We start from the raw sequence: 24,669 nt of genomic DNA, 5'->3' as shown, positions 1-24,669 counted from the left end.
TTGCCGGTTGTGCACCGCCCGGCGAGCACAGGGAGCGGAAGCGCCGCCCGGGGCAGCGCGCGGCACACCCTAACGCGATACATCGCGTCGCGGAAAGGGATTTACGGGGTTCGCGGGAGCCCCCGGGGGCTCGTGCGGACCGCCCGTACGCCCACCCCTACGACACGACCCGGTACCCGGCCTCGCGCAGTGCGCCGCGCACCTCCGCGCAGTGCTCCGGACCCTTCGTCTCCAGCTGCACCTCCACCTCCACCTCGGTGAGTCCCAGCCGCGGATCGGTCCGTGCGTGGCTCACGTCGACGACGTTAGCGTCCACCACTGACAACACCCCCAGAAGATTCGCGAGCGCCCCCGGACGGTCCGTCAAACGCAACCGCAGCGACAGATAACGGCCCGCTGCGGCCATACCGTGCCGCAGGGTCCGCTGCATCAGAAGCGGATCGACGTTCCCGCCCGACAGAACCGCCACCACCGGACCCTCGAAGGACTCCGGCCGGCTCAGCAGCGCGGCCACCGGGCTCGCCCCGGCCGGCTCCACGACCAGCTTGGCGCGCTCCAGGCACAGCAGCAGCGCGCTGGACAGCTCGTCCTCGCTCACCGTCCGCACCTCGTCGACCAGTTCCTCGACCAGCGCGAACGGCACGTCCCCCGGCCGGCCGACCTTGATGCCGTCGGCCATCGTCTGCACCGATTCCAGCGCCACCGGCCGCCCGGCCGCGAGCGACGGCGGGTAACTGGCCGCGCCCTCGGCCTGCACGCCCACGATCCGTACGTCCGGCCGCAGCACCTTCACCGCGACCGCCACGCCCGCGGCCAGCCCGCCCCCGCCCACGCCGACCACGATGGTGCGCACCTCGGGGCACTGCTCCAGGATCTCCAGCCCCACCGTGCCCTGCCCCGCGATCACGTCCGGGTGGTCGAAGGGATGGATGAAGACGGCACCGGTCCGACGGGCGTACTGCTGCGCCGCGGCCAGCGTCTCGTCGACGACCTGCCCGTGCAGCCTCACCTCCGCGCCGTACTCCCGGGTGGCCGCCACCTTCGGGAGGGGCGCGCCGACCGGCATGAACACGGTGGACCGCACGCCGAGCAGCGAAGAGGCCAGGGCGACGCCCTGTGCGTGGTTGCCCGCGCTGGCCGCGACCACCCCGGCCGCCCGCTCCTCCGGGGACAGCCCGGCGATGCGGATGTACGCGCCGCGCAGCTTGAAGGAACCGGTGCGCTGGAGGTTCTCGCACTTGAGGTGGACGGGCGAACCGACCAGATGCGTGAGGTGCCGGCTGCCCTCCATGGGGGTGCACCTGGCAACGCCGGCGAGCATCTTCTGCGCGCCGCGCACGTCGTCGAGGATGAGGCCGGGGGCGGGGACACGGACGTGGCCGAGGGTGCGGAAGCTCATGCGGCAAGTCTGGCAGCCACGGACCGGGCGGGCGCTCGCGGTCCGGCGCACTCCTGTCCCCGGCCACCGGTTCACGCAGCGCCGGTACGTGTCCGGCAAGGTCCGCGTACCCTTGCCCCACCAACCTGACCACCGTACGAAGAGAGCCCGAGCCATGCCCCCCACCCAGGACATGACGAGCGAACCGGCCGCCGGTCTCCTCGATGCGCTTCAGCACGAGGTGGCCGTCTTCGCCCGGCGTGCGGAACAGACCCGCCTCGGCGGCCTCGGCCAGGTCCGCAACTCGATGGACCGTGCCGCCTACCTGCTGCTCAACCGTCTCGACCAGGAAGGCCCGATGGGCGTCAAGGCGCTCGCCGCGGGCATGGGCATCGACTCCTCGACCGTGACCCGCCAGGTCGCGCCGCTCGTCGACGGCGGCCTGGTGAAGCGCGCCTCGCACCCCGAGGACGGCCGGGCCGTCGTACTCCAGCTCTCCCCGCGCGGACAGGCCCGGCTGGACGAGGTGCGGTCCTCGCGGCGCCAGCTGATGGCCCAGGTGACGGACGGCTGGAGCGAGGACGAGCGGGAGGCGTTCACGACGCTGCTGACCCGCTTCAACTCGGCGCTCTCCGCCCGCCAGTCGGCACATCTGATCGAGAACCCCACGGACGGCTGACACCCCCGCCCGGCCACCACCCGCGGTCGGTGCGCCACTCGCCCGCGACGCCTCTCGCGAAGCACCTCGTACCGGCCTCTTGACCTCGCCCCCGCCCTGTCCTCATATGAGACGCACGGGCGGACGGGAGGCCACGGTGCGCGAGCGCGAAGCGGCCAGGCGGCGGTGCCACGAGGCGGAGTTCGAGGCCTTCGTCGCGGGCGCCGCGGGCCGGCTCCTGCACACCGCCACCCTGCTCACGGCCGAGCCGGCGGCAGCCAACCCGCGCGCCCAGCAGCTCCTCGCCGCCGCCCTGGCCAGCACGTACGCCCACTGGGCGGGGCTGCGCGGCGAGGATCCGTACGACCGCACCCGCCAGGACCTCGTCGCCCGCTTCGCGCGCGGCGCCTGGCGCGACTGGCACCTGTGGCGACTCCGGCAGCGTCTGCACCTGCTGCACCGGCGCCCGGACGTCGCCCCGCTGGAGACCGTCACCCCGCGGGAACGACTGGTCATGGTGCTGCGGCTGTACGAAGGGGTCGCGGAGGAACAGACCGCCGCCCAGCTCGGCCTGCCCCTCCAGCGTGTCCGGACACTCTGCAACCGGGCCGTCTCCCAGCTGTACGAAGCCCACCTGGACGCCCGGACGAAGCCGCGGCAGAGCCCGCCGGAGCCGCAGCAGCCCCACGGAACGCGCGGCCCGCGCGGAAACCCGGTCGCGTCGCACCCCAAGGGCCCGCAGGACCCTCAGCCGGACGCCCGCGCTCCCCGCGCGGTGGTGGCACCGTGACGCCGCGCCGGGAGGAGGACCAGGTGCGCCGCCTCCTCGCGGAGGCCGCGCACCCGCCCGTACCCGCGGACCTGCTCCCCCGGGCGACGGCCCGCGGCCTGCGCAGGCGCCGTCGGCGGCGGGTGCTGCGACGGACCCTGTGGACGCTGGCGGCGGCACTGCTGGTGGCGTTCCTGGTGTGGGCGACGGTCACCCAGCCGTGGCTCGGCCCGCCCGCGGACATCGCACCGCCGGTGGGGGGCGTCTGAGCGTCACCGGCCGGGCCCCCGCCCCGTCCCCCTACGCGAGCGCCTGCTTCAGGTCCGCGAGGAGGTCGTCGCCCGATTCGATACCGACCGACAGACGCACCAGATCGCCCGGCACCTCCAGCGCGGACCCGGCCACCGACGCGTGCGTCATCCGGCCCGGGTGCTCGATCAGCGACTCGACACCGCCCAGCGACTCCCCGAGAGTGAACAGCTGCGCCCTGTTGCAGACCTCCACCGCGGCCTCCTCGCCGGCCTTCAGCCGGAAGGACACCATGCCGCCGAAGGCCTTCATCTGCTTGGCGGCGACCTCGTGCCCCGCGTGCTCGGGCAGTCCCGGGTAGAGCACCTGGGAGACGGCGGGGTGCGCGGTCAGCATGTCCGCGATCCGTGTCGCGTTCTCGCTGTGCCGGTCCATGCGGACGGCGAGGGTCTTGATGCCGCGCAGCACCAGCCACGCGTCGAACGGCCCGGCGACGGCACCCATGGCGTTCTGGTGGAACACCAGCTCCTCCGCGAGAGCGGCGTCGTCGGTGACGAGCGCGCCGCCCACCACGTCCGAGTGGCCGCCCATGTACTTGGTCGTCGAGTGCACGACGACGTCCGCGCCGAGCGCGATCGGCTGCTGGAGGTAGGGACTGGCGAAGGTGTTGTCGACGACGAGCCGTGCCCCCGCCGCGTGGGCGACCTCGGCGACGGCCGCGATGTCGGTGATCCCGAGAAGCGGGTTGGACGGCGTCTCCACCCACACCGCCTTCGTACGCGGGGTGAGCGCGGCCCGTACCGCGGCCGCGTCGGAGGTGTCGGCCACCGACCACTCCACGCCCCACCGCGAGACGACCTTCGCGAACAGCCGGAAGGTCCCGCCGTACGCGTCGTTCGGGATCACCACGTGGTCGCCGGGCGACAGCAGCGTGCGCAGCAGGCAGTCCTCGGCCGCCAGCCCGGAGGCGAACGCGAGCCCGCGCCGGCCGCCCTCCAGCGCGGCCAGGTTCTCCTCCAGGGCGGTACGGGTCGGGTTGGCGCTGCGGCTGTACTCGTAGCCGCCGCGCAGCCCGCCCACCCCGTCCTGCTTGTACGTCGACACCTGGTAGATCGGCGGCACGACGGCGCCGGTCAGGGGGTCGGCGGTGTTCCCGGCGTGGATGGCGAGGGTCTCGAAAGCGCGCTCGTGGCTGCTCTGCTCATGAGTCATGGGGCCGAGGGTAGTTCGCCTTCCGGTACTCCGTGTCCGCCCCACGCTCCTGCGGGCGACCCCACGCCCCCACGTGGCCGGTCCCGGCCCTGCACCGTCCGCGCCCTCCCCTCCCCCGCAGTCCGCGTCTCCCCCGCAGTCCGCGTCTCCCCCGCTCCCCTGCGGTCCTGCCCTCCGCGCTCCCTCGCGGTCCGTTGCCCGCCGCCGTCCGGGACAATGGCCGTATGGAGATTCTCTGGTTCCTGATCGCGGCGCTCATGCTGGGCGCCGCCCTCGGTCCGTTCCTGCTGCGCAGGCGCGGCGGCATCCGGCTGGCCGCGCCGGGTTCGCCCGACGCGGCGGATCCGGAGGAGTACGGCTTCGTACGGCAGGAAGCACTCGACGTACGCCTGCCCGGCCCCGACCAGGACCTCCTCGACGTACTGGACGTGGTGCAGCGCACCCAGGACTGGCGGGCCGCCGCCCAGCTCCTCGCCGGGACGCCCAAGGAGGGCGAACTGCGCTGGCAGCGGGTCCAGTCCTTCGCGGGCGCGGCCTCTCTGGAGCTGGCCCAGCGTCCGGGCGAGGGCGGCCGGTGGCTGCGCGCCTGGCGGGCGGATTCGCCGAAGGACGCGGGCGGCGCGCAGGTGCACGCGGAGTTCCTGGTGCAGCAGGCCTGGCGGTCGTCCGCCGCCGGAAAGGACGACTTCCGGATCATCCTCGAAGAGGCCCGCGAGCTGTGTGCCCAGGCCGCGCTCCTCGCCCCCGGCGACCCCGTCCCGTACCTCACCGAGCTGTCCGTCGCCCGGGGGCTGGGCTACCCCCGCCCCGAGTTCGACCGGCTCTGGGCAAAGGTCCTGGACCGCGCACCGGCACACATGGGGGCGCACCTCGTCGCGCTGCACTACCTCTCCGAGAAGTGGCACGGCTCCCGCGCCGAAGCGGACACCTTCGCCACCCACGCCGCCTCGCGCGCCCCCCGGGGCTCCCTGCTCGCCGCCCTCCCCCTCTTCTCGGTCCACGACCACCTCCCCGAGGTCGTCATGGTCAGCAGCTTCTACCAGAGCGCGGTCGTCTCCCGGGCGGTGGAGGGCGCCCTGTTCGCCGTGCACGCCGCCCGCCCGGACGATCCGATGCTCCCCCACGTACGCCACCTCCTGATCCTCTTCCTCGTCCGCTCGGAGCGCTGGGCCGAAGCGGTCAAGCAGATCGCCGCCGTCGACGGCTACGTGGGCGCCCTCCCCTGGACCCTCAACCCGGACCCGGCCGCCGACTACACCCTCCACCGCAACCTGGCGGTGGCGGGCTACGAGGCGAACGGCGGAAGCCCGGCAACGCTGCGCGGCTAGCACCGGCCGTACGCACGTGGTGCGAGGGCCGACGGGCCGACCGTACCCACGTGTTGTTCAGGAACGGCGCGCCCGCACGCGCGGTACGGGAATCCCCGCCGCGCCCGCCACGTTGTACGGGACGTCCGCCCCGCGCTCCAGGAGGAACCGCCATGCTCTTCGACCGTACGCAGCTCCCCACCCCCGAGCAGGCCCTGAAGGGCCGCGCGACCCCGGAGTTCGAGGTTCCGTCCCGCCACACGGTCCTCGGCAACCCGCTCTCCGGCCCCTACCCCTCCCACCTGGCGGTCGCGGCCTTCGGTCTGGGCTGCTTCTGGGGCGCCGAGCGGAAGTTCTGGCAGGCCGAGGGCGTCTGGACGACCCTCGTCGGCTACCAGGGCGGCAGCACCCCCAACCCGTCCTATGAGGAGGTGTGTTCGGGCCTCACCGGGCACACCGAGGTCGTCCGGGTCGTCTACGACCCCGCCGTCACCTCCTACCCGACCCTGCTGAAGCTCTTCTGGGAGTCCCACAACCCCACCCAGGGCTTCCGCCAGGGCAACGACGTGGGCACCCAGTACCGGTCCGCGATCTACCCGCACACCCCGGAGCAGGCCGTCGAGGCCGAGGCATCCCGCGCCGCGTTCCAGGAGGTCCTGACGGGTGCCGGCTTCGGCACGATCACCACGGAGATCCTCCCGGCCGCCGACAACCCCTTCTACCCTGCCGAGCCGTACCACCAGCAGTACTTGGACAAGAACCCGGACGGCTACTGCGGCATCGGCGGCACGGGCGTCACCCTGAGCGCCCCCTCCGAAACCAACTGGGGCCGCTCCTGCCCGACGGGCATCGCTTCGGCCGGCAGCTGACGCCGGTCCGAAAACCTCTTCTCCGGCGAACGCCAGGCTGAGCGACCGGCCGGCGCCTGACGTCAGGGTGTCCTCAACCGACGTCGGGCACCGCCGGAGGCCGGAGGGGAACTCCTCCGTCGGCGGACGGTGACGGGCCCCGCCTCACGCCTGGGCGTCCCGTACCTGCGCCGCCGTGGCCGTCGCGTCGTAGTTCTCCGGTACGCCCTCGACCAGGATGATGTCGCCGGGCAGGTGGCGGGTGCGCAGCGGGAGGATCTCCTGGTACTCCGGGGACTTGTACCAGGCGCGGGCCCTGTCCATGTCGGGGAAGGCGACCAGGACCGGGGCGCCGTGCCAGTCGCCCTCCAGCAGTTCGTGCTGCTCGAAGTGGACGAGGAAGCGTCCGCCGTAGGGGGCGAAAGTGCCTTGGATGCGCTCCATGTAGCGCAGGACCTCCTCGTGGAGCGGGCCGTCGGCCGGGCCGATGCGGGCGATCGCGTACGCGGTCATGGCGTCCTCTTCCGTGAGTGAAGTGGCCTTGTGGTGGCCTGGGTTCAAGAGTGCGGCGGCGGGGGGCCCGGGTCGATCACCTCGGAGGTAGGTTGGTGGAGTGGATCTTGTGAGGGGTGGGGGCGGCGGCGCGGAGTTCGTGCTGCGCCGGGCGGTTGACGGGGACGCGGAGGCCGCCGCGGAGGTGTATCTGCGGTCGTACGGCGCCGCTCTGCCGGGCGTGCGGCGGGCGCACGACGACGACGAGGTGCGGGCCTGGTTCCGCCACGTGGTGGTACCGGAGTGCGAGACCTGGGTCGCGGAGGACGCGGCGGGGGCTCTCGTCGGTGTGATGGTGCTGGACGCGGCCGGGATCGACCAGCTCTATCTGGCTCCGGAGCGGCGCGGCTGCGGGCTGGGCGATCTCTTCGTCGCGAAGGCCAAGCAACTGCGGCCGGAGGGGCTGGAGTTGTGGACGTTCCAGGTGAACGAAAGCGCCCGTCGCTTCTATCTCCGGCACGGCTTCACCGAAGCGGAGCGCACGGACGGGTCGCGCAACGAGGAGCGCAAACCGGACGTCCGGCTCGTCTGGAAGCCGTAGGGCAGGAGCCGGCGGGACGCGGCGGGCTGCGGTACGAGACCGGCCGGTGGCACAAACCCGGCCGGCGACGGTACGGAACCAGTGGTGCGTAACCGGTGGCACGACGAAGGCGGGCGCCGCCCACGTGCAGTGGGTGGCGCCCGCCTTCGTACACGCTGCGGCTCGTAGCTGCCGCGGCAGGTCTCAGATCAGACCGCGGAGCCCGCCTTCCAGGCCGCCCAGTCCAGGTTCCAGCCATTGAGGCCGTTGTCCGGCTTGATGGTCTTGTCCGGGGAGTTCTTCACGATCACCACGTCACCGACGAGCGAGTTGTTGAAGAACCACGCGCCGGGCTTGCCCGGGTCGTCCGCGCCCTTGGCGTCCTCCAGGCCGACGCAGCCGTGGCTGGTGTTGGCGGTGCCGAAGATGCCCTTGCCCCAGTAGTTGCCGTGGATGAAGGTGCCCGAGGTCGACAGCCGCATGGCGTGCGGGACGTCCTTGATGTCGTACTCGCCCTTGCCGTCGTCGTCCGTGAAGCCGACGGTCGCGCCGTCCATCCGGGTCTCCTTGAACTTCTCGGAGATCACCATCTTGCCGTTGTACGTCGGGTTCTCCGGCGAACCGGCGGAGATCGGGATGGTCTTGACGACCTTGCCGTCCTGCGTGACGGTCATCTTCTTGGTCTTGACGTCGACGGTGGAGACCTGGTTGCGGCCGATCCGGAAGGTGACCGTCTTGTCCTGGACGCCCGTGATGCCGTTCGCACCCTCGACACCGTCCAGGGCGAGCTTCATCTTGACCGTGGAGTCGGCCTTCCAGTAGTCCTGCGGCCGGAAGTCCAGGCGCTGCGAGTCGAACCAGTGGCCGACGACTTCCTGGCCGCTGCTGGAGGACACGTCGATGGCGCTCTGGACGGCCTTCTTGTTGGTGATCGGCTTGTCGAAGCGGATCGAGACCGGCATGCCCACGCCGACCTTCGAGCCGTCGTCGGGGGTGAAGTTGCCTATGAAGCTGTTCTTCGGGGAGACGGTCGTGAAGGACCGGTTCTCGTGCGCGGCGCGCTTGTCGGCGTCCTCGGCGGTCACGCTCAGCCTGTAGACCGTGGCGCGCTGCAGGCGGGTGTCCGGCTGCCAGCTGGTGCCGTCGGCGGCGATGGTGCCCTTGACCGGCTTGCCCGCCGCGTCGGTGAGCGTGACCTCGGTCAGCCTGCCGTCGGCGACGGTGACCTTGGTGTCGTTGTTGATGCCGACGTTGGTGGCACCGGCCTTGGGGACGATCTCTATTCGGGCCTTGGAGGTGTCCTTGGCGGCTGCCTCGTCGGCCTGCTCCTGCGACTTCTTGGAGGCGTCGGCGTCGGCACTGCCGCTGCCGCCGCCCTTGCCGTCGTCGCTGCAGCCCGAAAGCACCAGTACGCCGCCGAGCAGCGCGGACGCGGCTGCCAGACCCCTGCGCCGCCGCCTGCTGTTCGTGATCACACGCTTCTCCATCGTTGCCGCTTCCCCACGATCTCCCGGGGCTGCCGTCCGGGCACGGGTACCCAGGTCCCGCCCGGCCGCACTTCCCCTGTCAATGCTCTAACAACGCCCCTGGAGGCAAGGCCGTTCCACTTTGTGCGAAAGTGTGGGCAACGCCACTGCCGCGGGTGCAAGCCCGACACGTGCTCTCCTTCGACGCTACGCCGTCCCTTTTGCCCCTGGTCGGGCGGGGTCATGCACGGTGCGCGGGGTCGGAGGAGGCATCGGCGGGACGGAGACGGCAGCGCGCATGGCGGCGGAACGAAGAATTCCACCCCCACATGCCTTCCGCCGGACCGTCTGCTTTCACTAGCATCGGCGCGCACGACCAATTCGCGAGTGCCTCAAGGGGGATCGATACCGTGGCCGCACTCCGACCGCTGCTCACCGCTACCGCCGCAGGTGGGCTGCTGGCCGCACTGTGGTTCGTACCGTCGGCCAACGCGACGGTGGAAACACCGAGGCGGACCGTCCAGGCACAGGCCGCCGGTGCCGACCGGGCTCCGCAGGAACAGCCCCCGCAGCCCCCGCAGCCCCCGCAGCCCCGGCAGGCCGCGCACACCGGGGGGGACTCCGCGCCCTCCGCCGCCGGCACCGGGGCCGTCGACCCGCACCTCGCCCTCGCCGACACCGGCAGCGTGGACACCACTCCCTACCTCGTCGGCGGGACGGCGTTCCTGGGCATCGGCGCGGGGTTCGTGGCCTACTCGGCCCGGCGCCGGGGCGCGGGCGGCGGGATCCCCGCCTAGCGCAACCCGGCCGTCCGCAGGGTGAGTTCCCGCGGGCGGAGGACTCAGCACATACGGATGAGGGGCGCCGGGCATGCCGCCCGCCGCCCCTCATCCATACCTCTCGGAACTGCGGCGGCTAGGCCAGCGGGCCCGTCACCGGTTCCACCGCCGCGACCAGTGCACCGCTGCGTACGAACGCGTCCGCGGCCGCCAGGTCCGGGGCGAGGAAGCGGTCGGGGCCGGGGCCCTGTACACCGGCGGCGCGTACCGCGGCGATGACGGCCTGCGAGGCGGGTGCCGGCGTCAGCCCGTGGCGCAGTTCGATGCCGCGCGTCGCGGCGTACAGCTCGACGGCCACGATCCGGGTGAGGTTGTCGATGGTGGTCCGCAGCTTGCGCGCCGCCGACCAGCCCATGGACACGTGGTCCTCCTGCATGGCCGAGGACGGGATGGAGTCGACGGACGCCGGGTTGGCGAGCCGCTTCATCTCGCTGACCAGGGCGGCCTGGGTGTACTGGGCGATCATCAGCCCGGAGTCGACGCCGGCGTCGTCCGCGAGGAAGGCGGGGAGGCCGTGGCTGCGGTTCTTGTCGAGCAGGCGGTCGGTGCGGCGCTCGGTGATGGAGCCGAGGTCGGCGGCGGCGATGGCGAGGAAGTCCAGGACGTACGCGACGGGCGCGCCGTGGAAGTTGCCGTTGGACTCCACCCGCCCGTCGGGCAGCACCACCGGGTTGTCGACGGCCGCCGCGAGTTCCCGCTCGGCGACCGTGATCGCGTACGAGATGGTGTCCCGGCCCGCGCCCGCGACCTGTGGGGCGCACCGCACCGAGTAGGCGTCCTGGACGCGCGGGGCGTCGTCCTGGTGGTGGCCGGTCAGTCCGGAGCCCTCCAGGACGCGCAGCATGTTGTCCGCGGAGGCGCCCTGGCCCGGGTGGGGGCGGATGACGTGCAGCTCGGGCGCGAGCACCTTCTCGGTGCCCAGCAGCGCCTCCAGGCTGAGCGCGGCGGTGATGTCGGCGGAGGTGTAGAGCTTCTTGAGGTCGGCGATGGCCATGATCAGCATGCCGAGCATGCCGTCGGTGCCGTTGAGGAGGGCCAGGCCCTCCTTCTCCCTCAGCTCGACGGGGGCGATGCCGTGCGCGGCGAGCAGCTCGCCGGCGGGCCTTACCGTCCCGTCCGGGCCCTCCGCGTCGCCCTCGCCCATCAGTGCCAGCGCGCAGTGGGAGAGCGGCGCGAGGTCGCCGGAGCAGCCGAGCGAGCCGTACTCGTGCACCACGGGCGTGATCCCGGCGTTCAGTACGTCCGCCATGGTCTGCGCGACCTCGGGGCGTACGCCGGTGTGGCCGGACGCGACGGTCTTCAGCCGCAGGAACATCAGCGCCCGCACCACCTCGCGCTCGACCCGCGGGCCCATGCCGGCCGCGTGCGAGCGCACGATGTTGCGCTGGAGCTGGGCTCGCAGCTCCGGTCCGATGTGACGGGTGGCGAGTGCCCCGAACCCGGTGGAAACCCCGTACACCGGCTCGGGCTTGGCGGCGAGCGCGTCCACGATCTGACGCGCGGCGGCCAGCGCGCCGACGGCGTCGGCGGACAGCTCGACACGGGCGTTGCCCCGGGCCACGGCGATGACGTCTTCGACCGTGGTCCCGGAGGTGCTGAGCACGACGGTGGCGGGGGCGGCGGGGTTGGCCAGGGTGTGCATATCCATATTCAGGAGCGTACGTTTTGAATGCGCGGCTGTCACTAGTGGTGGGCGGGTGGAACCCTTACCGTGTGCCGACGGTACGGCGGTCCTTGAGGGGTCCGCCGCCGCACTCCTCGCGACCGCCCTGCCCCTCGCCGAGGCGGTACGCCCCGCCTTCTGGCGCGACCCGCCATCGGCCTCCGCCGCCCGGCAGGCACTCGCGCACGTCCCCGACGGAGCGAAGGTCGCCGCCACCAACCGACTCGCCCCGCACCTCACCGACCGTGCGACGGTCTACCTGCACTCCCCCGGCCGCCCGGACGCGCGGGTCGACTGGATGGTCCTGGACACGACGGACACCACGTTCTCCCACGACCCGCCGAAGGCGACACGACCCGGTTTCCACCAGGTGTACGCGGCGGGCAGCCACGTCGTCCTGCGGCGCGACGGGGCACAGGGCCGGGCGCGGGCGTCCGGGCGGTAGGCGATCCCGCCGGGGCGCCCGGGCGGGAGACGGACTTCAGGGCAGTCCCGGCTGCTCCGGCCGGCCTTCTGGCAGTCCGACTGCCGACCGACTGCCACGTCAGGTGCCAGGAGCCCCACGGCACGCGATCCGGTGGAAAGGTCTGCGGGGGCGAAGGCCGCGGTCCGGCTCTGATCCGCATCGCGGGCGTCCTGCGCATGGTCCGACTACCTTTATGTCAAGGGGTGTACATGATGCTGGCCAAGAAGATGCTCGTCTCCGGAATGCTGGCGCTGACCGTCATGGGAAGCGGTGTCACCACGGCCGTAGCGGCCGAGGCGCCGGCGGCCGATACGGCCGTGGTCCTCGTGAACCGTGACTGCAAGGCCAACAACAACCTCGACGAGATCGCCGCGAAGTTCATCTCCCGCTGCCGCAAGGCATCGATCAGGCGCGAGTTCCCGGGTACCCATCTCTCGCGGAACCTCGGTGAGATCAAGGCCGGGAAGAGCGCCAACGACAAGAAGGCGTGGAAGCTGTTGAACGACAAGCGTTTCGAGAAGTGAGCGGAGAGGAGAGGCTGTGCCTTCTTCTGAAGAAGACGTGACGGGCGCCCCGTACATTGCGATCGTGCTGATGGAGTCCTCGTCCGACAGCGCGGAGTACGTGCCCCTGTACCAGGAGGACATCGTGCTCATCCATGCGCGGGACGAGGATGCGGCGCGGCACGCGGCGGAGCAGCGGGCCCGGCGGTCGGAGAGTTCGTTCCTCAACGAGGACGGGCAGAAGATCACTTGGCGGCTGAAGACGATCGTCGACGTGCAAGAGGCGCAGGACACGGATCTGACACAGGATGCCGACCTGTACTCCCGCCACTTCCGCGATTACGTCGCGTACGAGAAATTCGAGCCTCTCCTCTCCGGCGAGGAGCTCTGACTCCGGCTCCGGCATGAATGAGGCCCGCGCGAAAGTGCGGGCCTCATTCATGTGCCCCGCGCGGAATGCATGTGCCCCGCTCTGAACCGGCACCGCCCCTCACCGCTACGTACAGGGTGAACCGACTGTGACCCGGAGGAGTCCTCATGCTGTACGACACGGCCCCCCCGCCGCTGAAGAGGCCGCGCGACAATCCCTCGCTCGTGACGGTGGTGCGTGCCGAGCTGGCGCGCAACAAGAGGGGGTTCGTGCCCTGGTACCACCTGATCGCTCCTCTCGTGATCACCATCCCCCTCTTCCTCGGGGCACTGGGCTCCTCGGAGGCGAAGGCCGGGCAGACATTCGAGGTCTTCCGCAATGTGACGCTGGAGTTCTGGGGCGTACTGGTGCCGATGACGGCCGGACTCGCCGCGGCGCTGACCGTGCGTGCCGACCAGGACGCCTGGCGACTGCTGCTGTCGTACGGAGTGCCCCGCCACCGCTACTTCGTCGGCAAGGTGGCCGCGCTCGGAGTGTTCGGCTTCGCGGCCTCCACGGTGCTGCTCGTGATGCTCTCGCTGGGCGCCCTGCTGTGCGGCAAGTTCCCCGAGGGGATGGGCGTGGTGGTCCCCGCGGTCTACCTGCCCTGGCTGGTGGGACTTTCGATGACCGCGCTGGCGGTGCTCGTCGCGGTCATGTGGGGGACGGGGCCCAGCATCGGGGTCGGGGTCGCCGGACTTCTGTGCGGGGCACTCGTCTCGGACAAGGACTTCTGGTACGCCGTCCCGTTCGCCTGGCCGATGAGGGTGGTGCTCCCGCTTGCCGGAATCGGCCCCAACGGAGTGCCGCTGCCCGAGAACAGCGCCGTACGGGACATGTCGGCCATCCCCCTGGCCGTCGTACTGGCCGTCGTACTGACCGGACTACTGCTGGTCGCGGGCAGCGCGCACATGAGCCGCAAGGAGATCTGAACATGGTGGCGACGAACGACGCCGTACTGGAAGTGCGGCAACTGCACAAGCACTACGGCACCCATCGCGCGCTCGACGGCGTGGACCTGACCGTGTCCCGAGGGGAGGTCTACGGCCTGCTCGGACCCAACGGAGCGGGGAAGACGACCCTCATGAAGGCGGTGCTGGGGCTGCAGCGTCCCACCGCCGGGACCGTTCGCCTCTTCGGCGGCGCGGTAGGGCGGGAGACGCTGGCCCAGGTCGGCGCGCTCATCGAAGTCCCAGGCCTGTGGCCGACGCTGACCGGCGACGAGACGCTGCGCCTGCACGCCAGGCTGCGCTGCGTGCCCGAGCAGTGGACGGAGCCCGCCCTGGAGCTGGTGAAGATGACCGGGGCGCGGCACCGGAAGGTCGGCGCGTACTCGCTCGGCATGCGGTGGCGGCTGGGCATCGCGGTGGCCCTGCTGGCTCGCCCGCGTCTGCTCATTCTGGACGAGCCCACCAACGGCCTCGACCCGGTGGGGATCCGGGAGATGCGGGGCATCATCAGGTCGCTTGCGGACGAGGGGGTGGCGGTACTCATCGCCAGTCACCAGCTCGCCGAGGTGGCCCAGGTGTGCGACCGGGTACAGGTGGTGGTCGCGGGACGGACGCGATATGAGGGGCTGCTGGGCGGTCTGGCGGTCGACGGCGATCTGGAGGCGGGATTCTTCCGGCTGCTGGAAACGGCGGACGCGGCGGCCTTCTGAAGCGGCGGGCGTGCCGGGCGGCCCCCGGCGGAAGCCGGGGGCCGCTGCCTCCGGGACGGTACGCCTCGCCCCTGCCGCGGCGTCCGGGGGTCCTGCGGCCGTCGAGTCCGGGGGCGGGGCCGGCGTCCGAGGGTGTGAAGGGGCGCCGTGGCGGGTCAGCCCGCCCTGGACCGCAGTCCCTCGGTGGAGGCGAGGTCCGCCGACACGAGCGTCTTCAGCTCGGACCGGTTGCCGACGCCCAGCGAGTCGTACAGCCTCCGGATGCGGCGGTACATGGACCGCTCGGAGCAGTAGTGACTGCGCGCGATCTCCGACACCGTCATGGGCGTGCAGAGCTGGCGCGCAAGATCCCGGTCCTCGGCCGAGAGCTCCGGCGTCGGCCACACGGGCGGGGGTGCGGCCGGTGCGGGGACTTGCAGGGCGGTGCCGACCGCCGCCCGGTGAGGAACGGGCTGGAGGCGGGTGGTGGCGAAGGCCCGTGCCTCGGCGTGGGCCCTGAGCCGTGCGTGCACGATGCCCACCTGTCGCCGGCCCTCGATGGCGAGGTTGAAGACGAAGTTCGCGCCGGAGCGTATGGCGTAGTAGGTGGGGTGGCCCGAGATGTCGTTCGTGACGGCGATGAGCAGGGCGAGCGGGTGCAGATTCCGCAAGGCCCGGAGTTCCTCGGTCTGGTACTCGCTGTGCACCGGCAGCAGTACCGGCAGGTCGAGGGTGCCGTCGACGGCGGCCAGTTCCTTCCCTTCGACGAAGTCGACCCGGTCCAGACATCGGTGCAGGGACGCGAAGGGTGAGTCCGGGGCGTGCGCCGTCTCGAAATGGCTCTTGAGAGCGACGTGGGCCAGTACGTGGAGGGGCTGGGACTCGTGCATGATGCTTTCCCCCGTGTGATGGAAACGTTCTTCCCGGCCGCCGCTGGTCAAGGGCGTCCGGGACGGCCTGTGAGCTGACGTATGGTCAAGTCCGCTGTGTAGTAAGGTACTTCGCGCGTACCGAGGCCATGCTGCCTGGTCGCTTCCGGCAATGAGGGTCAGGACGCCCTGTGTCCACCCCGCTTCTCGCGTCTGTTCACGGACGACGTGTGCGGTCCGCTCGGCAGCGCGCTCATCGCTCTGTCACTTCGTTCCTGCCGTCCCGATTCCGGTCTCGGGTCGAGACGCCCCGGCCTGCGGTGTCCGCAGCGAGCAGCGCGGCGTACCCGTCCTCCAGGGACGGTTCGACGGGCCGGCCCCCGGGCGGCGGGGTCGCGGTGACGACGCGGTACTCGGCGTCGCCCGCCGGGGTCGTGACGGCGCTGACCACCTGGGCGTCGGCGGGCGGGAGGCCCCCCGGGCCGTGCCCCCGGACCACGTACGTACAGCCGGCCGCCTGGCCGGCGAGCGCACCGGTGGAGCCGTGGAAGACCAGTCGGCCGGCGGCGATGACCGCCACGTGCCGGCAGGTCTGGGCCACGTCGTCGAGAAGGTGGGAGGAGAGCAGGACGGTGCGGCTGCCGCCCAGTCCGGCCAGAAGGGCACGGAACCTCATGCGTTCGTGCGGATCGAGTCCGGCGGTGGGCTCGTCCACGATGAGCACGGACGGGTTGCCGAGGAGGGCCTGGGCGATTCCGACACGACGTCGCATGCCGCCGGAGAACGCGGCGAGCCGCTCGGAGCCCCGCTCCCGCAGGCCGACCGCGTCGAGGTGCTCCTCCACCTGGCGGCGGCGCTCCTGCTTGCTGTGCATGCCTTTGAGTACGGCGATGTAGTCGAGGAACTCCCGGGCCGTGAGGTCGGGGTAGAGGTTGAGTTCCTGCGGCAGATAGCCCAGTTGGCGTTTGGCGGCGGTGAGACCCGCGGTGGTGGACAGGTCGTTCCCGCCGACCAGGACCCGGCCCGAGGTGGGACGCAGGACACCGGTGAGGATGCGCAGCAGGGTGGTCTTCCCCGCCCCGTTGGCACCGAGCAGGCCGACGGTTCCCTGGTCGATGTGCAGGTCGACGGCGTCCAGCGCGCGGCGTCCGCCGCGGTAGACCTTCGTCAGCTGCTCGGTGGTGATGTTCATGATGCTCCGTGTCGTCGGATGCGGGTGACGAGGTGGCCGAGCACGTGGCAGATCAGCGTGGCCGTCACGACGAATGCCAGGTTGAGCAGGGCGGTCGTACTGTCCGCCTCGGGGCGCAGGGCGCCTGTGCCCTCCCGGCTCGCCCACACGGCCGGGGCGTGCGCCCAGGCGACCAGCGGGTAGCCGCCCAGCGGGGACAGGAGGGTGCCGGTGGCGGTGGGTACGGGGGAGAACGACGGAGGGAAGTGACAGGCCCAGAGCCAGATCACGACCAGCAGGCCCCGCGCGACCGCCACCGGCATCAGCACCCCGAGCAGTCCGCCGAGCGCGGTGGCGAACGCGGCTGCCGGGAGCACGGCGAACAGCAGGGCCGCGACGCCCGAGCCGAGCGGGGCGGGCGTGCCGGACAGCGCCGACACGGTGCCCGCGTACAGCAGGTACAGGACGGCGACCGGGCCCAGCGCGGTCAGCAGCGGGCCGACGAGGGTCCCGGTGGTGCGGACAAGGGGTGCGCTCTGGGTGGCGGTCAGCAGCTCGGGCATTCCGCGTGCGTCCAGGGCATGGCGGAGCCGGTCGGCGAGCGCGATCCCGATGCCGAGCGTGCAGAAGGTGTTGACGAGCACCGCGGCAGCACCGGTCCGGGCGGCGGCGTCGGAATGCGCGGTGATGGTCGGCGAGGTCGCCGAGAGGAGCAGGGTGAGCAGGGCCAGAGGCAGCACCGTCACCCAGACGGTCCTGCGGCGGGCCGCCATCAGCGCCTCGTACCGGAGGGTCCATGCGAAGGAGGTCATCAGGTGCGGGGGCCCTCCGTGGTGGGTGTGCGGGGCGGTTCTCCCGCCCGTCCGGGGTCGAGTGCCCGCAACGCCCGAACGGTGAGCAGGATCCCGGCGAGCAGCGCGGGCAGGGCTTGTGCGGCGCCGGAAACGACCCGGTCGAGCAGGAGGAGCTTGGCCAGGACGAGGGCGGTGACCAGGCCCGCCGCGGGGGCGGCCGAACCGGAACGGGCCGTCGCCCAGACGGCGCCGCCGCTGAGCAGGGAGGTCAGTCCGGTCAGTTCCCAGAGCAGGACCAGCGGATCGTCGAGCGCCCGCCGGCCGGTGGCCGCCAATGCCGCCACCAGAACGATCGCCGCGCTCGCGGTGACGGCGGCGGGCCAGCAGAGGCGACGGGCGACGGTACGCGCATAGCGGGTCGGCAGGGACAGGTGCAGTTCCGGCATGCGCTCGCGTGCCACCACGGCCGCACAGGCCAGTGCCGCAGCCGCGGGCAGGGCGCAGCTCAGCACGGAACGGCCGAGCAGCAGGCCGGTGGCCGAGTCCGCCGAGCCCGCCGCGTAGGCGAGGAGAGCCGCCACGACGGGCAGGGCCAGGGCCTGCCGGCCGCAGCGATGCACTTCGTACGGCCACCACACGGCAGCACCGACCGTGGCGCCTCTCTCCTGTATCGCCATGCAACCTCTCCCGTCGGCGACGGCTCCGGAACCAAGGGGCAGCACCTTGTACGTAGCGGTGCGGGGCCCGGTGGTTCACGGCAGACGATCCGTACGTGTGGATCGGTGACCGGCTCTTGTCACTCCGGGGGCGCGAGGGGGCGGAAGGAGCGCATGACCCGTACCGCCCAGCTCAGGAGGGCGGCAGCGAGGAGCACTGTCCACACCGTGGTGGACAGCAGGGGGCCCAGAACGCCGGTGAGCGGAGTGGTGAACATCTGCTGCGGCCCGCTCAGCACTCCCAGCAGCCACACCGCACCGCCCGCCGTCGCACCGGCGGCAGGTGTGAACCGGACCGCGAGCGCAAGTGCGCAGGCAGCGGCCAGCAGGGACGGACCGAGCCAGCCGGAGACCACCCCGGTCCACCCGGCCGGATCATGCACCAGAGCGGAACAGGCCAGCGCCAGCGCCACGTCGACCCCCATCACCACGGTCAGCCGGGCCAGGAACACCGTGGCCGGCGGCACCGGCAGTGTGAAGAGCAGTTCGCTCCTGGGGTCCCGGCGTGGGGAAACCACCATCAGCGCCCCCAGCATCACCAGGAGAACCACCACGGAGCCGAACACGCCGGGCCCGAATGCGCCGGGGCCGTGGGGGGACGCCAGCACGGCGGCTCCGAGGAGGATCGCGGCGCTCAGCGGCGCCCAGCTCCGCGGCAGCAGCAGGACCTGGCGGGACACCAGCTGCCAGGTGGTCCGCCAGGCGCCCCGGGTGTCGGGCGGACGGGTGACCGGATCGGCGGCGGAGGGCGCGAGTGCGGCCGTCTCCCGGTCCAGTGGCTCGCGCAGCAGGACCTCGAACGAGGGCGGCAGCACCGTCCGTTCCTCGGCCCGGGTACGTACCGCGGCGGTGATTGTCCGCCACTGCGCCATCCGGCCCCGGCAGTCGGCGCAGGCGGCGAGGTGCGGCTCGGGGGCCGCAGGAACTGCTCCCGGCCCGCCCCGCGCGGTGCGCGTCAACCGGATCAGTGCGTCGTCCGTGAGATGTTCGGTCGTCATGGTCGCTTCGCTTCTTCCAGCCGTCCGGCGGCGAGCATGCGGCCGAGCCGCTGCCGCGCGTGGGACATCCTGCTTTTGACGGTGCCCACCGGGATGGCGAGCACGGTGGCCACTTCGGGGTACGGGAGTTCTTCGACGAGGACCAGTTCGAGGACCTCGCTGAGATGTTCCGGAAGCGCGGCCACGGCGGTCATCAGTTCGGTGCGTTCCGCGTGTTGGAGGACCTGCTCCTCCACACCGGGCGCCGGGTCCGGCACATCCCCCGCCTCGGCCAGATCGATCACCTGGAGGCGGGTACGGCGGAGCTGGTTGTGGGCCTGCCGCCTCGCCACGCCCATCACCCACCCCTTGGCCGAGGACTCGCCGCGGAACGCCGCCGCCGAGCGCCACACCGCGAGCCACGTCTCCTGGAGGATCTCCTCCGCCATCCCCTGGTCGGAGGTGAGTCTGCGGATGAGGCGGAGCACGGCGGCGGCATGCCTCTCGTAGAGGACACGCAGAGCGGCGTGGTCGCCTTGGGCAAGGTCGGCGAGCAGGTCTTCGTCCGGACGCACACCTTGTACGTATCAGGGAACGACGGGCCGGTTCACAAGTGGGGCGAAATTTCCGCGACTTGCTCTTGCGTGTCGCGCCCCTGCCAAGGGGCTGCCATTGCTGCCATTCGGGCCGGTGACGGTTGTTCGGGCGCGAACCCCCGTGATTGCGTGGCCACGGATCGCGATCAACGAGCATTCGTTCGATTCAAGCGAAGGAGCACCCTCATGGGCAGCGTCAACACGGCCACCCCGTCGAAGCAGGACGCGGACCTCTTCGACCTCGACCTTGAGATCGGCGTGGAGAAGTCGGTCGCCGGCCCGGCCATCACCAGCGTCTCCTGGTGCACCCCGGGCTGCACCAGCGACGGCGGCGGCTCCGGCTGCAGCCACTGCTGCTGACGACCGGCACGGTCATGTGAGAACCCATGGGGCGGGGCTACCCCGCCCCATGGGGCTTGACGAAGGAGAAGGGGACATCGTGGGGGAACCGTCACAGGTGCGCCGTACCCGACGAGAGAACGCTTTCGAAGCCAGGGACATCTTCCTGCACCGGGCTCCCGTGGCGCCCTGCGCAGCCCCGCTGCCCCTGCCCGCCGCGGACCCGGCCGACCTGGACGGCTGCGCCGGTCTGCTGGCCTCGGTACCGGCGGACCCTGCGCTGGCCGAAGCCGTCGACCTGGCCTCGCCCAGCCTCAGCGCGATGATCCGGCGCGTCGCCACGCGCGGCCCGGCCGGCATCAAGCCCGGCCAGTTGCGCCGCGCCGCCCTGGCGGTCCTGCGCTACGACATCCGGATGCGTACCCGGCCCACGCCCTTCGGCCTGTTCGCCGGTGTCTCCACCGGCTGCTTCGACTCGGCCGCCAAACTGGCCCGGGGCGGGGAGCACCGCACCCGCACCCACGCCGACATGCAGTGGCTCACCCGGATCGGCCACCGTCTCGAACAGGACCCGGCCGTCCTGGCGGCCCTCACCGTCCAGGCGCACCAAGCCCTGACCGTACGCGGCGACCGCCTGGTTCTCACCGCGTCCTCCGCGCAGGGCGTCCGTCTCACCGAGGGCGGCGAGACGCGCTCCACGCTCTCCCTGCGCCGCACCCCCGTCGTCGCCAGGGCCGTGGCCGACGCCGTGCTCCCGCTTCCGTACAAAGAGCTGGTCGAGCGGCTCGCCTCCGCCTTCCCCGCGGCACCCGCCGACAAGATTCGCGCGCTGATCGGCGAGCTGGTGCGCCAGGAGGTGCTCATCACCGGACTTCGGCCGCCCCTGGACGGCGGCGACCCACTCCGACACGTACTCGACCGCCTCGCGCCGGTGGAACACCCCTCCGACGAGACGTGCCGCCTCCACCGCGCACTACAGGAGCTGGACCGCCAGCGACAGGTGTACGACACGCTCGACGTCGGCGCCGGACGCGAGCAGCTCGGTCGGCTCCTCGCCACGGCACGCGGAGCGGAACCCGACGACACGCCTCTGCACATCGACACCCGTCTCGACAGCACGCTCCATCTGCCCCACACCGTCCGGAACGTGGTGGAGCGCGCCACGGAGACCATGTGGCGGCTCTCCCGTCCCAAGCTCGGCCTCTTCGCCCTGCGCAACTACCACCGCCGCTTCCTGGACGTCTACGGAGCCGACCGGCTCGTACCCGTCCTGGACCTCCTCGACGAGTCCACCGGTCTGGGCGCACCGGCCGGCTACGGGTGGCCCAACGGCGACGCCCCGCCCGTCCCGGTGCCCGACCCGCCGCGGACCGCGCGCAGGGACCGGTCCATGGCGCGCATGGTCGCGACCGCGCACAGGAAGGGACTGCGCGAGATCGTGCTCGACGACGCGGACCTCGAAGAACTCCTCCACGACACCGCCGACCCGGCGGACCTGCCCAGTTCGGCGGAGGTGACGGTGCAGGTCGTCGCCGACTCGGTACAGGCCTTGGACGACGGGGAGTTCCTGGTCTTCCTGTCGCCCTCGCCCGGCTCGCACCGGGCCGGATCGACCTTCGCCCGATTCGCCGACCTGGACCCGCAGTGGCGAACGGAGTTCACCGGTCTGCACCGCGGCAACCCTGTGCACGTCCAGAACGCCGTCGCCGTGGACCTCGCCTTCCGGACGCGCTCGGGGCGCGCCGCCAACCTCGCCCACACCGTCCCGGCCACCGGACGCCGCATCGGAGTCGGCGTGCCCGACGCACCGGGCGTCGAGGAGCTGCGCCTGGCAGACATCGGCATCGGGGCGACCCTCGACCGTCTGACCGCCGTCCACGTGCCCACCGGCCGGGAGATCGTTCCCGTACTCGGAAACATGGTGAGCGCACCGGCCCAGGCCCCCAACGCGGTCAGGCTGCTGTGGGAGATCGGGCTGGAGGGCCAGCGCGTGTGGGAGCCGTGGAACTGGGGGCCGCTGGCCGACGCCCCGTTCGTGCCGCGCATCCGTCACGGGTCGTTCGTCCTGGCCTGCGCGGTGTGGCGGTTGGACGCTCTGCGCGCGACGGCCGCCGCCTGCGCGCAGGACACCGCCGCCTGGGGCCGCGTCGTCGGCGACTGGCGCGCCGACTGGGACGTGCCCCGGCACGTACTCGCCGTGACCACCGACCAGCGGCTGCTGCTCGACCTCGACGACACCTGGCACCGCGAGGTCCTGCGCGACCAGATCCAGCGGCACCCCGACCTGATCGCCCAGGAGGTACCCGGCGAGCACGAGGGCTGGCTGGACAGCCCGCTCGCCGGGCACACCTCGGAGCTGGTCGTCCCCCTGGTCCGCCGGGAGACCGGCCGTCCGTCGCGCCGCCCGTACGCCGGACGCCACCAGCCCACCCGTACCGTGCACGGCTTGGGCGGCGAGTGGATATACCTCAAGCTGCACGGTGCCGCGCGCCTCCAGGACGACCTGCTGCGCGACCACGTCCCCGAACTGGTGTCTTTGGCCGAGCAGAAGGGTGCCGACGCCTGGTTCTTCATCCGGTACACGGACGAGGCCGGCCAGCACCTGCGTCTGCGCCTGCACGGCGACGGGCCCGAGCGGCTGTGGGGTTCGGCCGCCCCCGCGCTCGGGGCCCTCCTCGACCGCTGGCAGCAGCAGGGGCTGCTGCGCAGCCACAGTCTGGCCCAGTACGACCCGGAGAGCGAGCGTTACGGAGGCCCCGCCACCGCGCGCCTCGCCGAACGTGTCTTCCAGTACGACAGCGAGGCCGCGCTCGCTCTGCTGGCCCTGGCCAAGGACCCGTCGAACGACCACACGGTCGACTCCCTGGCCGCCCTCTCCTGCGCGGCGCTGGCCCATGCCTTCGGACCGCCGTCGCCGCAAAACCCCTTGGGGGTAGGGGACTTCGGGGACGACGCCGCGGCGGCCTGGCTCTCCATGACCGGCTCCCGCCGCGACCTGCCCGCCGCCTTCCGCACCCGCGCGGCCCACTGGCGCCGCATCATCGACCCGTACGGCGGCTGGCCCGCGCTGGACCCGGCGGGAGGACGGGCCCTGGCAGCGCTGGGCCGGCGCGACAGCGCCGTCCGGCGCCTCGCCGGTGCCGTCCGGGAAGCGGGCGCCACCCCCGAGGGCCGCGTCGTGGGCAGCCTGATGCACATGGTCTGCAACCGCCTCTTCGGCGGGCAGAGCGCCCGCGAACTGGCCGTGCTCGGTATCGCCCGAGGAGCCGTGCAGGACAACTTCCAGCGCCGGAGCCACACTTCATGAACGCCACCGCAGGTACCGCACCTACCGCACCTACCGCACTCACGGCCGAGGGCGCCGTGGCGCTGGTCGCCGACCGGCTCGCCGACCCCGAGCAGGTGGCCGAGGTCGCCTCGCGCGACGACAACCGCGACCCGGTCTACGACGCCGTCATGTGGGGCCCGCTGACCCTGGCCAACGGCCTGCCGGGCACCGCGCTCCTCTACGCCGAACTGGCCAGGTCCGACGAGTCCTGGCGGCCGGTGGCCCACCGGCATCTGGCCGCCGCCGGACGGGCGATGAACTCCGCGCCGAGCCGGGGACTCTTCTCCGGGCCCGCCGCGCTGCTGGCGGCCGCCCAGAGCTGTGCGGGGCCGGCCGGACACTACGGGGCACTGCGCCGGAAGCTCGCGGCCTGGGTCGCCGAGGACCAGCGCGAGCGGCTGCGAGTGTTCCGGCAGCGGGCAGACGGCGGCGCGACGGGCGTCGACTGGGCGGCGTACGACCTGGTCAACGGCGCGTCCGGCACCACCCGCCTGCTCCTGGACGCCGCGGCCGACCAGGCCGAGACCGGCCCGGACGTCGAGACCGCCCTCGCCGAATCGCTGCACCATCTGGTACGTCTCACCCACCCCGTCCGGGTCGACGGCCACGAGGTACCCGGCTGGTGGGTTCCGGCCGGGCTCCAGGTCAGCGAACGGGACCGGCGGACCTACCCGCGGGGGGACTTCAACCTCGGGCTCGCGCACGGGATCGCCGGACCACTCACCGTGCTCGCCTCGGCCCAGCGGGCGGGGCACCGGGTCCCCGGCTCCGCCGAGGCGGCCGAGCGGATCGCCGACTGGCTGCTCGGCTGGACACTCCGCGACGACGCGGGACCGTACTGGCCCGCCCGCGTGAGCTGGGAGGACGAACTCGCCGACGCCCGACCGCACGCCCTGTTCACCCGCACTGCCTGGTGCTACGGCACCCCGGGTGTCGCTGCCGCTCTCTTTCACGCCGGGACCGCCTTCGACCGGCCGGAATGGCGCGCAGCGGCAACGGACGCGCTGCGGGCCGCACTGCGCCGGGACGTATCCAGGTGGGCGATCGAGGGCGCCACCGTCTGCCACGGCCACGCGGGGCTGCTGCGGGTCGTCGCCCGGGTCGCCGAGGTCACCGGCGACGCCGAACTGCGCCGCGGATGCGCCCGGTTGACAGGCATGATCCTGGAGTGCGCCGACGAGGAAGCGCCCTTCGGGTTCCGCCACCTCATGCGCTTCCCGGCGGCGGCCCGGTCCCCGGTGCCGCACCGGGCCGTGAACACGGCCGGGATGCTGGAGGGAGCGGCCGGCGTGGCGCTGGCACTGCTTCCGGTAGGCGACGGGCCGTTGCCCTGGGACCGCACGCTGGGGCTGGCATGAGCCGGCCCGAGGTTCCCGGAGGCACGGCGAGAACGGCGCGAAT

26 protein-coding genes are annotated in these 24,669 nt (G+C 72.2%); 15 read left to right on the top strand and 11 right to left on the bottom strand.

The window, feature by feature from the left end; genetic code table 11:
* Nucleotides 1-157: 157 nt before the first annotated feature.
* Nucleotides 158-1,399: a threonine ammonia-lyase gene (ilvA, locus tag HNQ79_RS07910; RefSeq protein WP_185028385.1), complete on the bottom strand. Its 1,242-nt coding sequence runs from the start codon at nucleotides 1,397-1,399 to the stop codon at nucleotides 158-160.
* A 154-nt stretch (nucleotides 1,400-1,553) separates the two neighbouring features.
* On the opposite strand from ilvA, the gene HNQ79_RS07905 reads away from it, so the two are divergent.
* From HNQ79_RS07905 to HNQ79_RS07895, 3 genes are all read left to right on the top strand, one after another.
* The gene (locus HNQ79_RS07905; RefSeq protein ID WP_185028383.1) at nucleotides 1,554-2,057 is read left to right on the top strand and encodes a MarR family winged helix-turn-helix transcriptional regulator; all 504 of its coding nucleotides are present in this window, start codon (nucleotides 1,554-1,556) and stop codon (nucleotides 2,055-2,057) included.
* A 136-nt stretch (nucleotides 2,058-2,193) separates the two neighbouring features.
* Nucleotides 2,194-2,826 carry a sigma factor-like helix-turn-helix DNA-binding protein gene (locus HNQ79_RS07900; protein WP_229923326.1) on the top strand — a complete coding sequence of 211 codons (633 nt, stop codon included), beginning with the start codon at nucleotides 2,194-2,196 and terminating at the stop codon, nucleotides 2,824-2,826.
* Nucleotides 2,823-3,074 (top strand): hypothetical protein, encoded by a 252-nt coding sequence (locus HNQ79_RS07895; RefSeq protein ID WP_185028378.1) that lies wholly within the window; start codon nucleotides 2,823-2,825, stop codon nucleotides 3,072-3,074. Before HNQ79_RS07900 ends, HNQ79_RS07895 begins: the two co-directional genes overlap by 4 nt.
* Before the next feature lie 31 nt (nucleotides 3,075-3,105).
* Here the strand turns inward: HNQ79_RS07895 and HNQ79_RS07890 are convergent, their stop codons facing one another.
* Nucleotides 3,106-4,266: a cystathionine gamma-synthase gene (locus tag HNQ79_RS07890; RefSeq protein WP_185028376.1), complete on the bottom strand. Its 1,161-nt coding sequence runs from the start codon at nucleotides 4,264-4,266 to the stop codon at nucleotides 3,106-3,108.
* Nucleotides 4,267-4,490: 224 nt separating this feature from the next.
* On the opposite strand from HNQ79_RS07890, the gene HNQ79_RS07885 reads away from it, so the two are divergent.
* Nucleotides 4,491-5,594 (top strand): hypothetical protein, encoded by a 1,104-nt coding sequence (locus HNQ79_RS07885; protein ID WP_185028374.1) that lies wholly within the window; start codon nucleotides 4,491-4,493, stop codon nucleotides 5,592-5,594.
* Between the two features lie 152 nt (nucleotides 5,595-5,746).
* Nucleotides 5,747-6,442 (top strand): peptide-methionine (S)-S-oxide reductase MsrA, encoded by a 696-nt coding sequence (msrA, locus tag HNQ79_RS07880; protein WP_185028372.1) that lies wholly within the window; start codon nucleotides 5,747-5,749, stop codon nucleotides 6,440-6,442.
* 144 nt (nucleotides 6,443-6,586) lie between these two features.
* Here msrA and HNQ79_RS07875 read toward each other — a convergent pair whose 3' ends face one another.
* Entirely contained in the window at nucleotides 6,587-6,934 is a 348-nt protein-coding gene (locus HNQ79_RS07875; RefSeq protein WP_185028370.1) for a DUF1330 domain-containing protein, read from the bottom strand.
* Between the two features lie 100 nt (nucleotides 6,935-7,034).
* Here HNQ79_RS07875 and HNQ79_RS07870 point away from each other — a divergent pair, with 100 nt between their 5' ends.
* Entirely contained in the window at nucleotides 7,035-7,514 is a 480-nt protein-coding gene (locus HNQ79_RS07870; RefSeq protein ID WP_229923327.1) for a GNAT family N-acetyltransferase, read from the top strand.
* 188 nt (nucleotides 7,515-7,702) lie between these two features.
* Here HNQ79_RS07870 and HNQ79_RS07865 read toward each other — a convergent pair whose 3' ends face one another.
* The gene (locus tag HNQ79_RS07865) at nucleotides 7,703-8,980 is read right to left on the bottom strand and encodes a L,D-transpeptidase (RefSeq protein WP_185028368.1); all 1,278 of its coding nucleotides are present in this window, start codon (nucleotides 8,978-8,980) and stop codon (nucleotides 7,703-7,705) included.
* A gap of 380 nt (nucleotides 8,981-9,360) precedes the next feature.
* Between HNQ79_RS07865 and HNQ79_RS07860 the strand changes: the two genes are divergently transcribed.
* Nucleotides 9,361-9,756, top strand: coding sequence for a hypothetical protein (locus HNQ79_RS07860; RefSeq protein ID WP_373312518.1), 396 nt, complete (start codon nucleotides 9,361-9,363; stop codon nucleotides 9,754-9,756).
* A 118-nt stretch (nucleotides 9,757-9,874) separates the two neighbouring features.
* Here HNQ79_RS07860 and hutH read toward each other — a convergent pair whose 3' ends face one another.
* A complete protein-coding gene (gene hutH, locus HNQ79_RS07855; protein WP_185028772.1) occupies nucleotides 9,875-11,440 on the bottom strand; it encodes a histidine ammonia-lyase in 1,566 nt (521 codons plus the stop codon).
* A 55-nt stretch (nucleotides 11,441-11,495) separates the two neighbouring features.
* Between hutH and HNQ79_RS07850 the strand changes: the two genes are divergently transcribed.
* The 5 genes from HNQ79_RS07850 to HNQ79_RS07830 all read left to right on the top strand — a co-directional run bounded on the left by HNQ79_RS07850 (nucleotide 11,496) and on the right by HNQ79_RS07830 (nucleotide 14,499).
* Complete coding sequence (locus tag HNQ79_RS07850; RefSeq protein WP_185028364.1) at nucleotides 11,496-11,906, top strand: DUF2079 domain-containing protein; 411 nt, start codon at nucleotides 11,496-11,498, stop codon at nucleotides 11,904-11,906.
* 230 nt (nucleotides 11,907-12,136) lie between these two features.
* A complete protein-coding gene (locus tag HNQ79_RS07845) occupies nucleotides 12,137-12,451 on the top strand; it encodes a hypothetical protein (RefSeq protein ID WP_185028362.1) in 315 nt (104 codons plus the stop codon).
* A gap of 16 nt (nucleotides 12,452-12,467) precedes the next feature.
* On the top strand, nucleotides 12,468-12,821 hold the full coding sequence (locus HNQ79_RS07840) for a DUF4288 domain-containing protein (RefSeq protein WP_221507454.1): 354 nt from the start codon (nucleotides 12,468-12,470) through the stop codon (nucleotides 12,819-12,821).
* Nucleotides 12,822-12,967: 146 nt separating this feature from the next.
* Nucleotides 12,968-13,771, top strand: a complete 804-nt coding sequence (locus HNQ79_RS07835; protein WP_185028359.1) for a lantibiotic immunity ABC transporter MutE/EpiE family permease subunit — start codon at nucleotides 12,968-12,970, stop codon at nucleotides 13,769-13,771.
* A 2-nt stretch (nucleotides 13,772-13,773) separates the two neighbouring features.
* The gene (locus HNQ79_RS07830; RefSeq protein ID WP_185028357.1) at nucleotides 13,774-14,499 is read left to right on the top strand and encodes an ABC transporter ATP-binding protein; all 726 of its coding nucleotides are present in this window, start codon (nucleotides 13,774-13,776) and stop codon (nucleotides 14,497-14,499) included.
* A gap of 155 nt (nucleotides 14,500-14,654) precedes the next feature.
* On the opposite strand, the gene HNQ79_RS07825 is transcribed toward HNQ79_RS07830, so the two are convergent.
* From HNQ79_RS07825 to HNQ79_RS07800, 6 genes are all read right to left on the bottom strand, one after another.
* A complete protein-coding gene (locus tag HNQ79_RS07825; protein WP_185028356.1) occupies nucleotides 14,655-15,368 on the bottom strand; it encodes a helix-turn-helix transcriptional regulator in 714 nt (237 codons plus the stop codon).
* 232 nt (nucleotides 15,369-15,600) lie between these two features.
* Nucleotides 15,601-16,539, bottom strand: a complete 939-nt coding sequence (locus HNQ79_RS07820; protein WP_185028354.1) for an ABC transporter ATP-binding protein — start codon at nucleotides 16,537-16,539, stop codon at nucleotides 15,601-15,603.
* Complete coding sequence (locus HNQ79_RS07815) at nucleotides 16,536-17,330, bottom strand: hypothetical protein (protein ID WP_185028352.1); 795 nt, start codon at nucleotides 17,328-17,330, stop codon at nucleotides 16,536-16,538. The genes HNQ79_RS07820 and HNQ79_RS07815 overlap by 4 nt, the downstream gene beginning before the upstream one ends.
* Nucleotides 17,330-17,989, bottom strand: coding sequence for a hypothetical protein (locus tag HNQ79_RS07810; protein WP_221507453.1), 660 nt, complete (start codon nucleotides 17,987-17,989; stop codon nucleotides 17,330-17,332). The genes HNQ79_RS07815 and HNQ79_RS07810 overlap by 1 nt, the downstream gene beginning before the upstream one ends.
* Nucleotides 17,990-18,108: 119 nt before the next feature.
* Nucleotides 18,109-19,026 (bottom strand): anti-sigma factor family protein, encoded by a 918-nt coding sequence (locus HNQ79_RS07805; protein ID WP_185028350.1) that lies wholly within the window; start codon nucleotides 19,024-19,026, stop codon nucleotides 18,109-18,111.
* Nucleotides 19,023-19,580, bottom strand: a complete 558-nt coding sequence (locus HNQ79_RS07800) for an RNA polymerase sigma factor (protein WP_185028348.1) — start codon at nucleotides 19,578-19,580, stop codon at nucleotides 19,023-19,025. Before HNQ79_RS07800 ends, HNQ79_RS07805 begins: the two co-directional genes overlap by 4 nt.
* Before the next feature lie 207 nt (nucleotides 19,581-19,787).
* Between HNQ79_RS07800 and HNQ79_RS07795 the strand changes: the two genes are divergently transcribed.
* The 3 genes from HNQ79_RS07795 (at nucleotide 19,788) to HNQ79_RS07785 (ending at nucleotide 24,626) form a co-directional block, all read left to right on the top strand.
* The gene (locus HNQ79_RS07795; RefSeq protein WP_185028346.1) at nucleotides 19,788-19,961 is read left to right on the top strand and encodes a gallidermin family lantibiotic; all 174 of its coding nucleotides are present in this window, start codon (nucleotides 19,788-19,790) and stop codon (nucleotides 19,959-19,961) included.
* Between the two features lie 79 nt (nucleotides 19,962-20,040).
* Nucleotides 20,041-23,247 (top strand): lantibiotic dehydratase, encoded by a 3,207-nt coding sequence (locus HNQ79_RS07790; protein WP_229923328.1) that lies wholly within the window; start codon nucleotides 20,041-20,043, stop codon nucleotides 23,245-23,247.
* Nucleotides 23,244-24,626 carry a lanthionine synthetase C family protein gene (locus tag HNQ79_RS07785; RefSeq protein WP_185028341.1) on the top strand — a complete coding sequence of 461 codons (1,383 nt, stop codon included), beginning with the start codon at nucleotides 23,244-23,246 and terminating at the stop codon, nucleotides 24,624-24,626. Before HNQ79_RS07790 ends, HNQ79_RS07785 begins: the two co-directional genes overlap by 4 nt.
* Nucleotides 24,627-24,669 lie beyond the last annotated feature (43 nt).

The organism is Streptomyces candidus, from assembly GCF_014207445.1.
In the GTDB taxonomy this organism is placed as follows: Bacteria; Actinomycetota; Actinomycetes; order Streptomycetales; family Streptomycetaceae; genus Streptomyces; species Streptomyces candidus.
The sequence above is the reverse complement of the archived record's forward strand: the minus strand, read 5'-3'. Positions and strand labels throughout refer to the sequence as shown.

What these genes read in the sequence shown, in the direction of transcription:
- ilvA (WP_185028385.1), bottom strand. Translation starts at nt 1,399, where the DNA reads ATGAGCTTCCGCACCCTCGGCCACGTCCGTGTCCCCGCCCCCGGCCTC.
- HNQ79_RS07905 (WP_185028383.1), top strand. Translation starts at nt 1,554, where the DNA reads ATGCCCCCCACCCAGGACATGACGAGCGAACCGGCCGCCGGTCTCCTC.
- HNQ79_RS07890 (WP_185028376.1), bottom strand. Translation starts at nt 4,266, where the DNA reads ATGACTCATGAGCAGAGCAGCCACGAGCGCGCTTTCGAGACCCTCGCC.
- HNQ79_RS07885 (WP_185028374.1), top strand. Translation starts at nt 4,491, where the DNA reads ATGGAGATTCTCTGGTTCCTGATCGCGGCGCTCATGCTGGGCGCCGCC.
- msrA (WP_185028372.1), top strand. Translation starts at nt 5,747, where the DNA reads ATGCTCTTCGACCGTACGCAGCTCCCCACCCCCGAGCAGGCCCTGAAG.
- HNQ79_RS07875 (WP_185028370.1), bottom strand. Translation starts at nt 6,934, where the DNA reads ATGACCGCGTACGCGATCGCCCGCATCGGCCCGGCCGACGGCCCGCTC.
- HNQ79_RS07865 (WP_185028368.1), bottom strand. Translation starts at nt 8,980, where the DNA reads ATGGAGAAGCGTGTGATCACGAACAGCAGGCGGCGGCGCAGGGGTCTG.
- hutH (WP_185028772.1), bottom strand. Translation starts at nt 11,440, where the DNA reads ATGCACACCCTGGCCAACCCCGCCGCCCCCGCCACCGTCGTGCTCAGC.
- HNQ79_RS07845 (WP_185028362.1), top strand. Translation starts at nt 12,137, where the DNA reads ATGATGCTGGCCAAGAAGATGCTCGTCTCCGGAATGCTGGCGCTGACC.
- HNQ79_RS07835 (WP_185028359.1), top strand. Translation starts at nt 12,968, where the DNA reads ATGCTGTACGACACGGCCCCCCCGCCGCTGAAGAGGCCGCGCGACAAT.
- HNQ79_RS07830 (WP_185028357.1), top strand. Translation starts at nt 13,774, where the DNA reads ATGGTGGCGACGAACGACGCCGTACTGGAAGTGCGGCAACTGCACAAG.
- HNQ79_RS07825 (WP_185028356.1), bottom strand. Translation starts at nt 15,368, where the DNA reads ATGCACGAGTCCCAGCCCCTCCACGTACTGGCCCACGTCGCTCTCAAG.
- HNQ79_RS07820 (WP_185028354.1), bottom strand. Translation starts at nt 16,539, where the DNA reads ATGAACATCACCACCGAGCAGCTGACGAAGGTCTACCGCGGCGGACGC.
- HNQ79_RS07815 (WP_185028352.1), bottom strand. Translation starts at nt 17,330, where the DNA reads ATGACCTCCTTCGCATGGACCCTCCGGTACGAGGCGCTGATGGCGGCC.
- HNQ79_RS07810 (WP_221507453.1), bottom strand. Translation starts at nt 17,989, where the DNA reads ATGGCGATACAGGAGAGAGGCGCCACGGTCGGTGCTGCCGTGTGGTGG.
- HNQ79_RS07805 (WP_185028350.1), bottom strand. Translation starts at nt 19,026, where the DNA reads ATGACGACCGAACATCTCACGGACGACGCACTGATCCGGTTGACGCGC.
- HNQ79_RS07795 (WP_185028346.1), top strand. Translation starts at nt 19,788, where the DNA reads ATGGGCAGCGTCAACACGGCCACCCCGTCGAAGCAGGACGCGGACCTC.
- HNQ79_RS07785 (WP_185028341.1), top strand. Translation starts at nt 23,244, where the DNA reads ATGAACGCCACCGCAGGTACCGCACCTACCGCACCTACCGCACTCACG.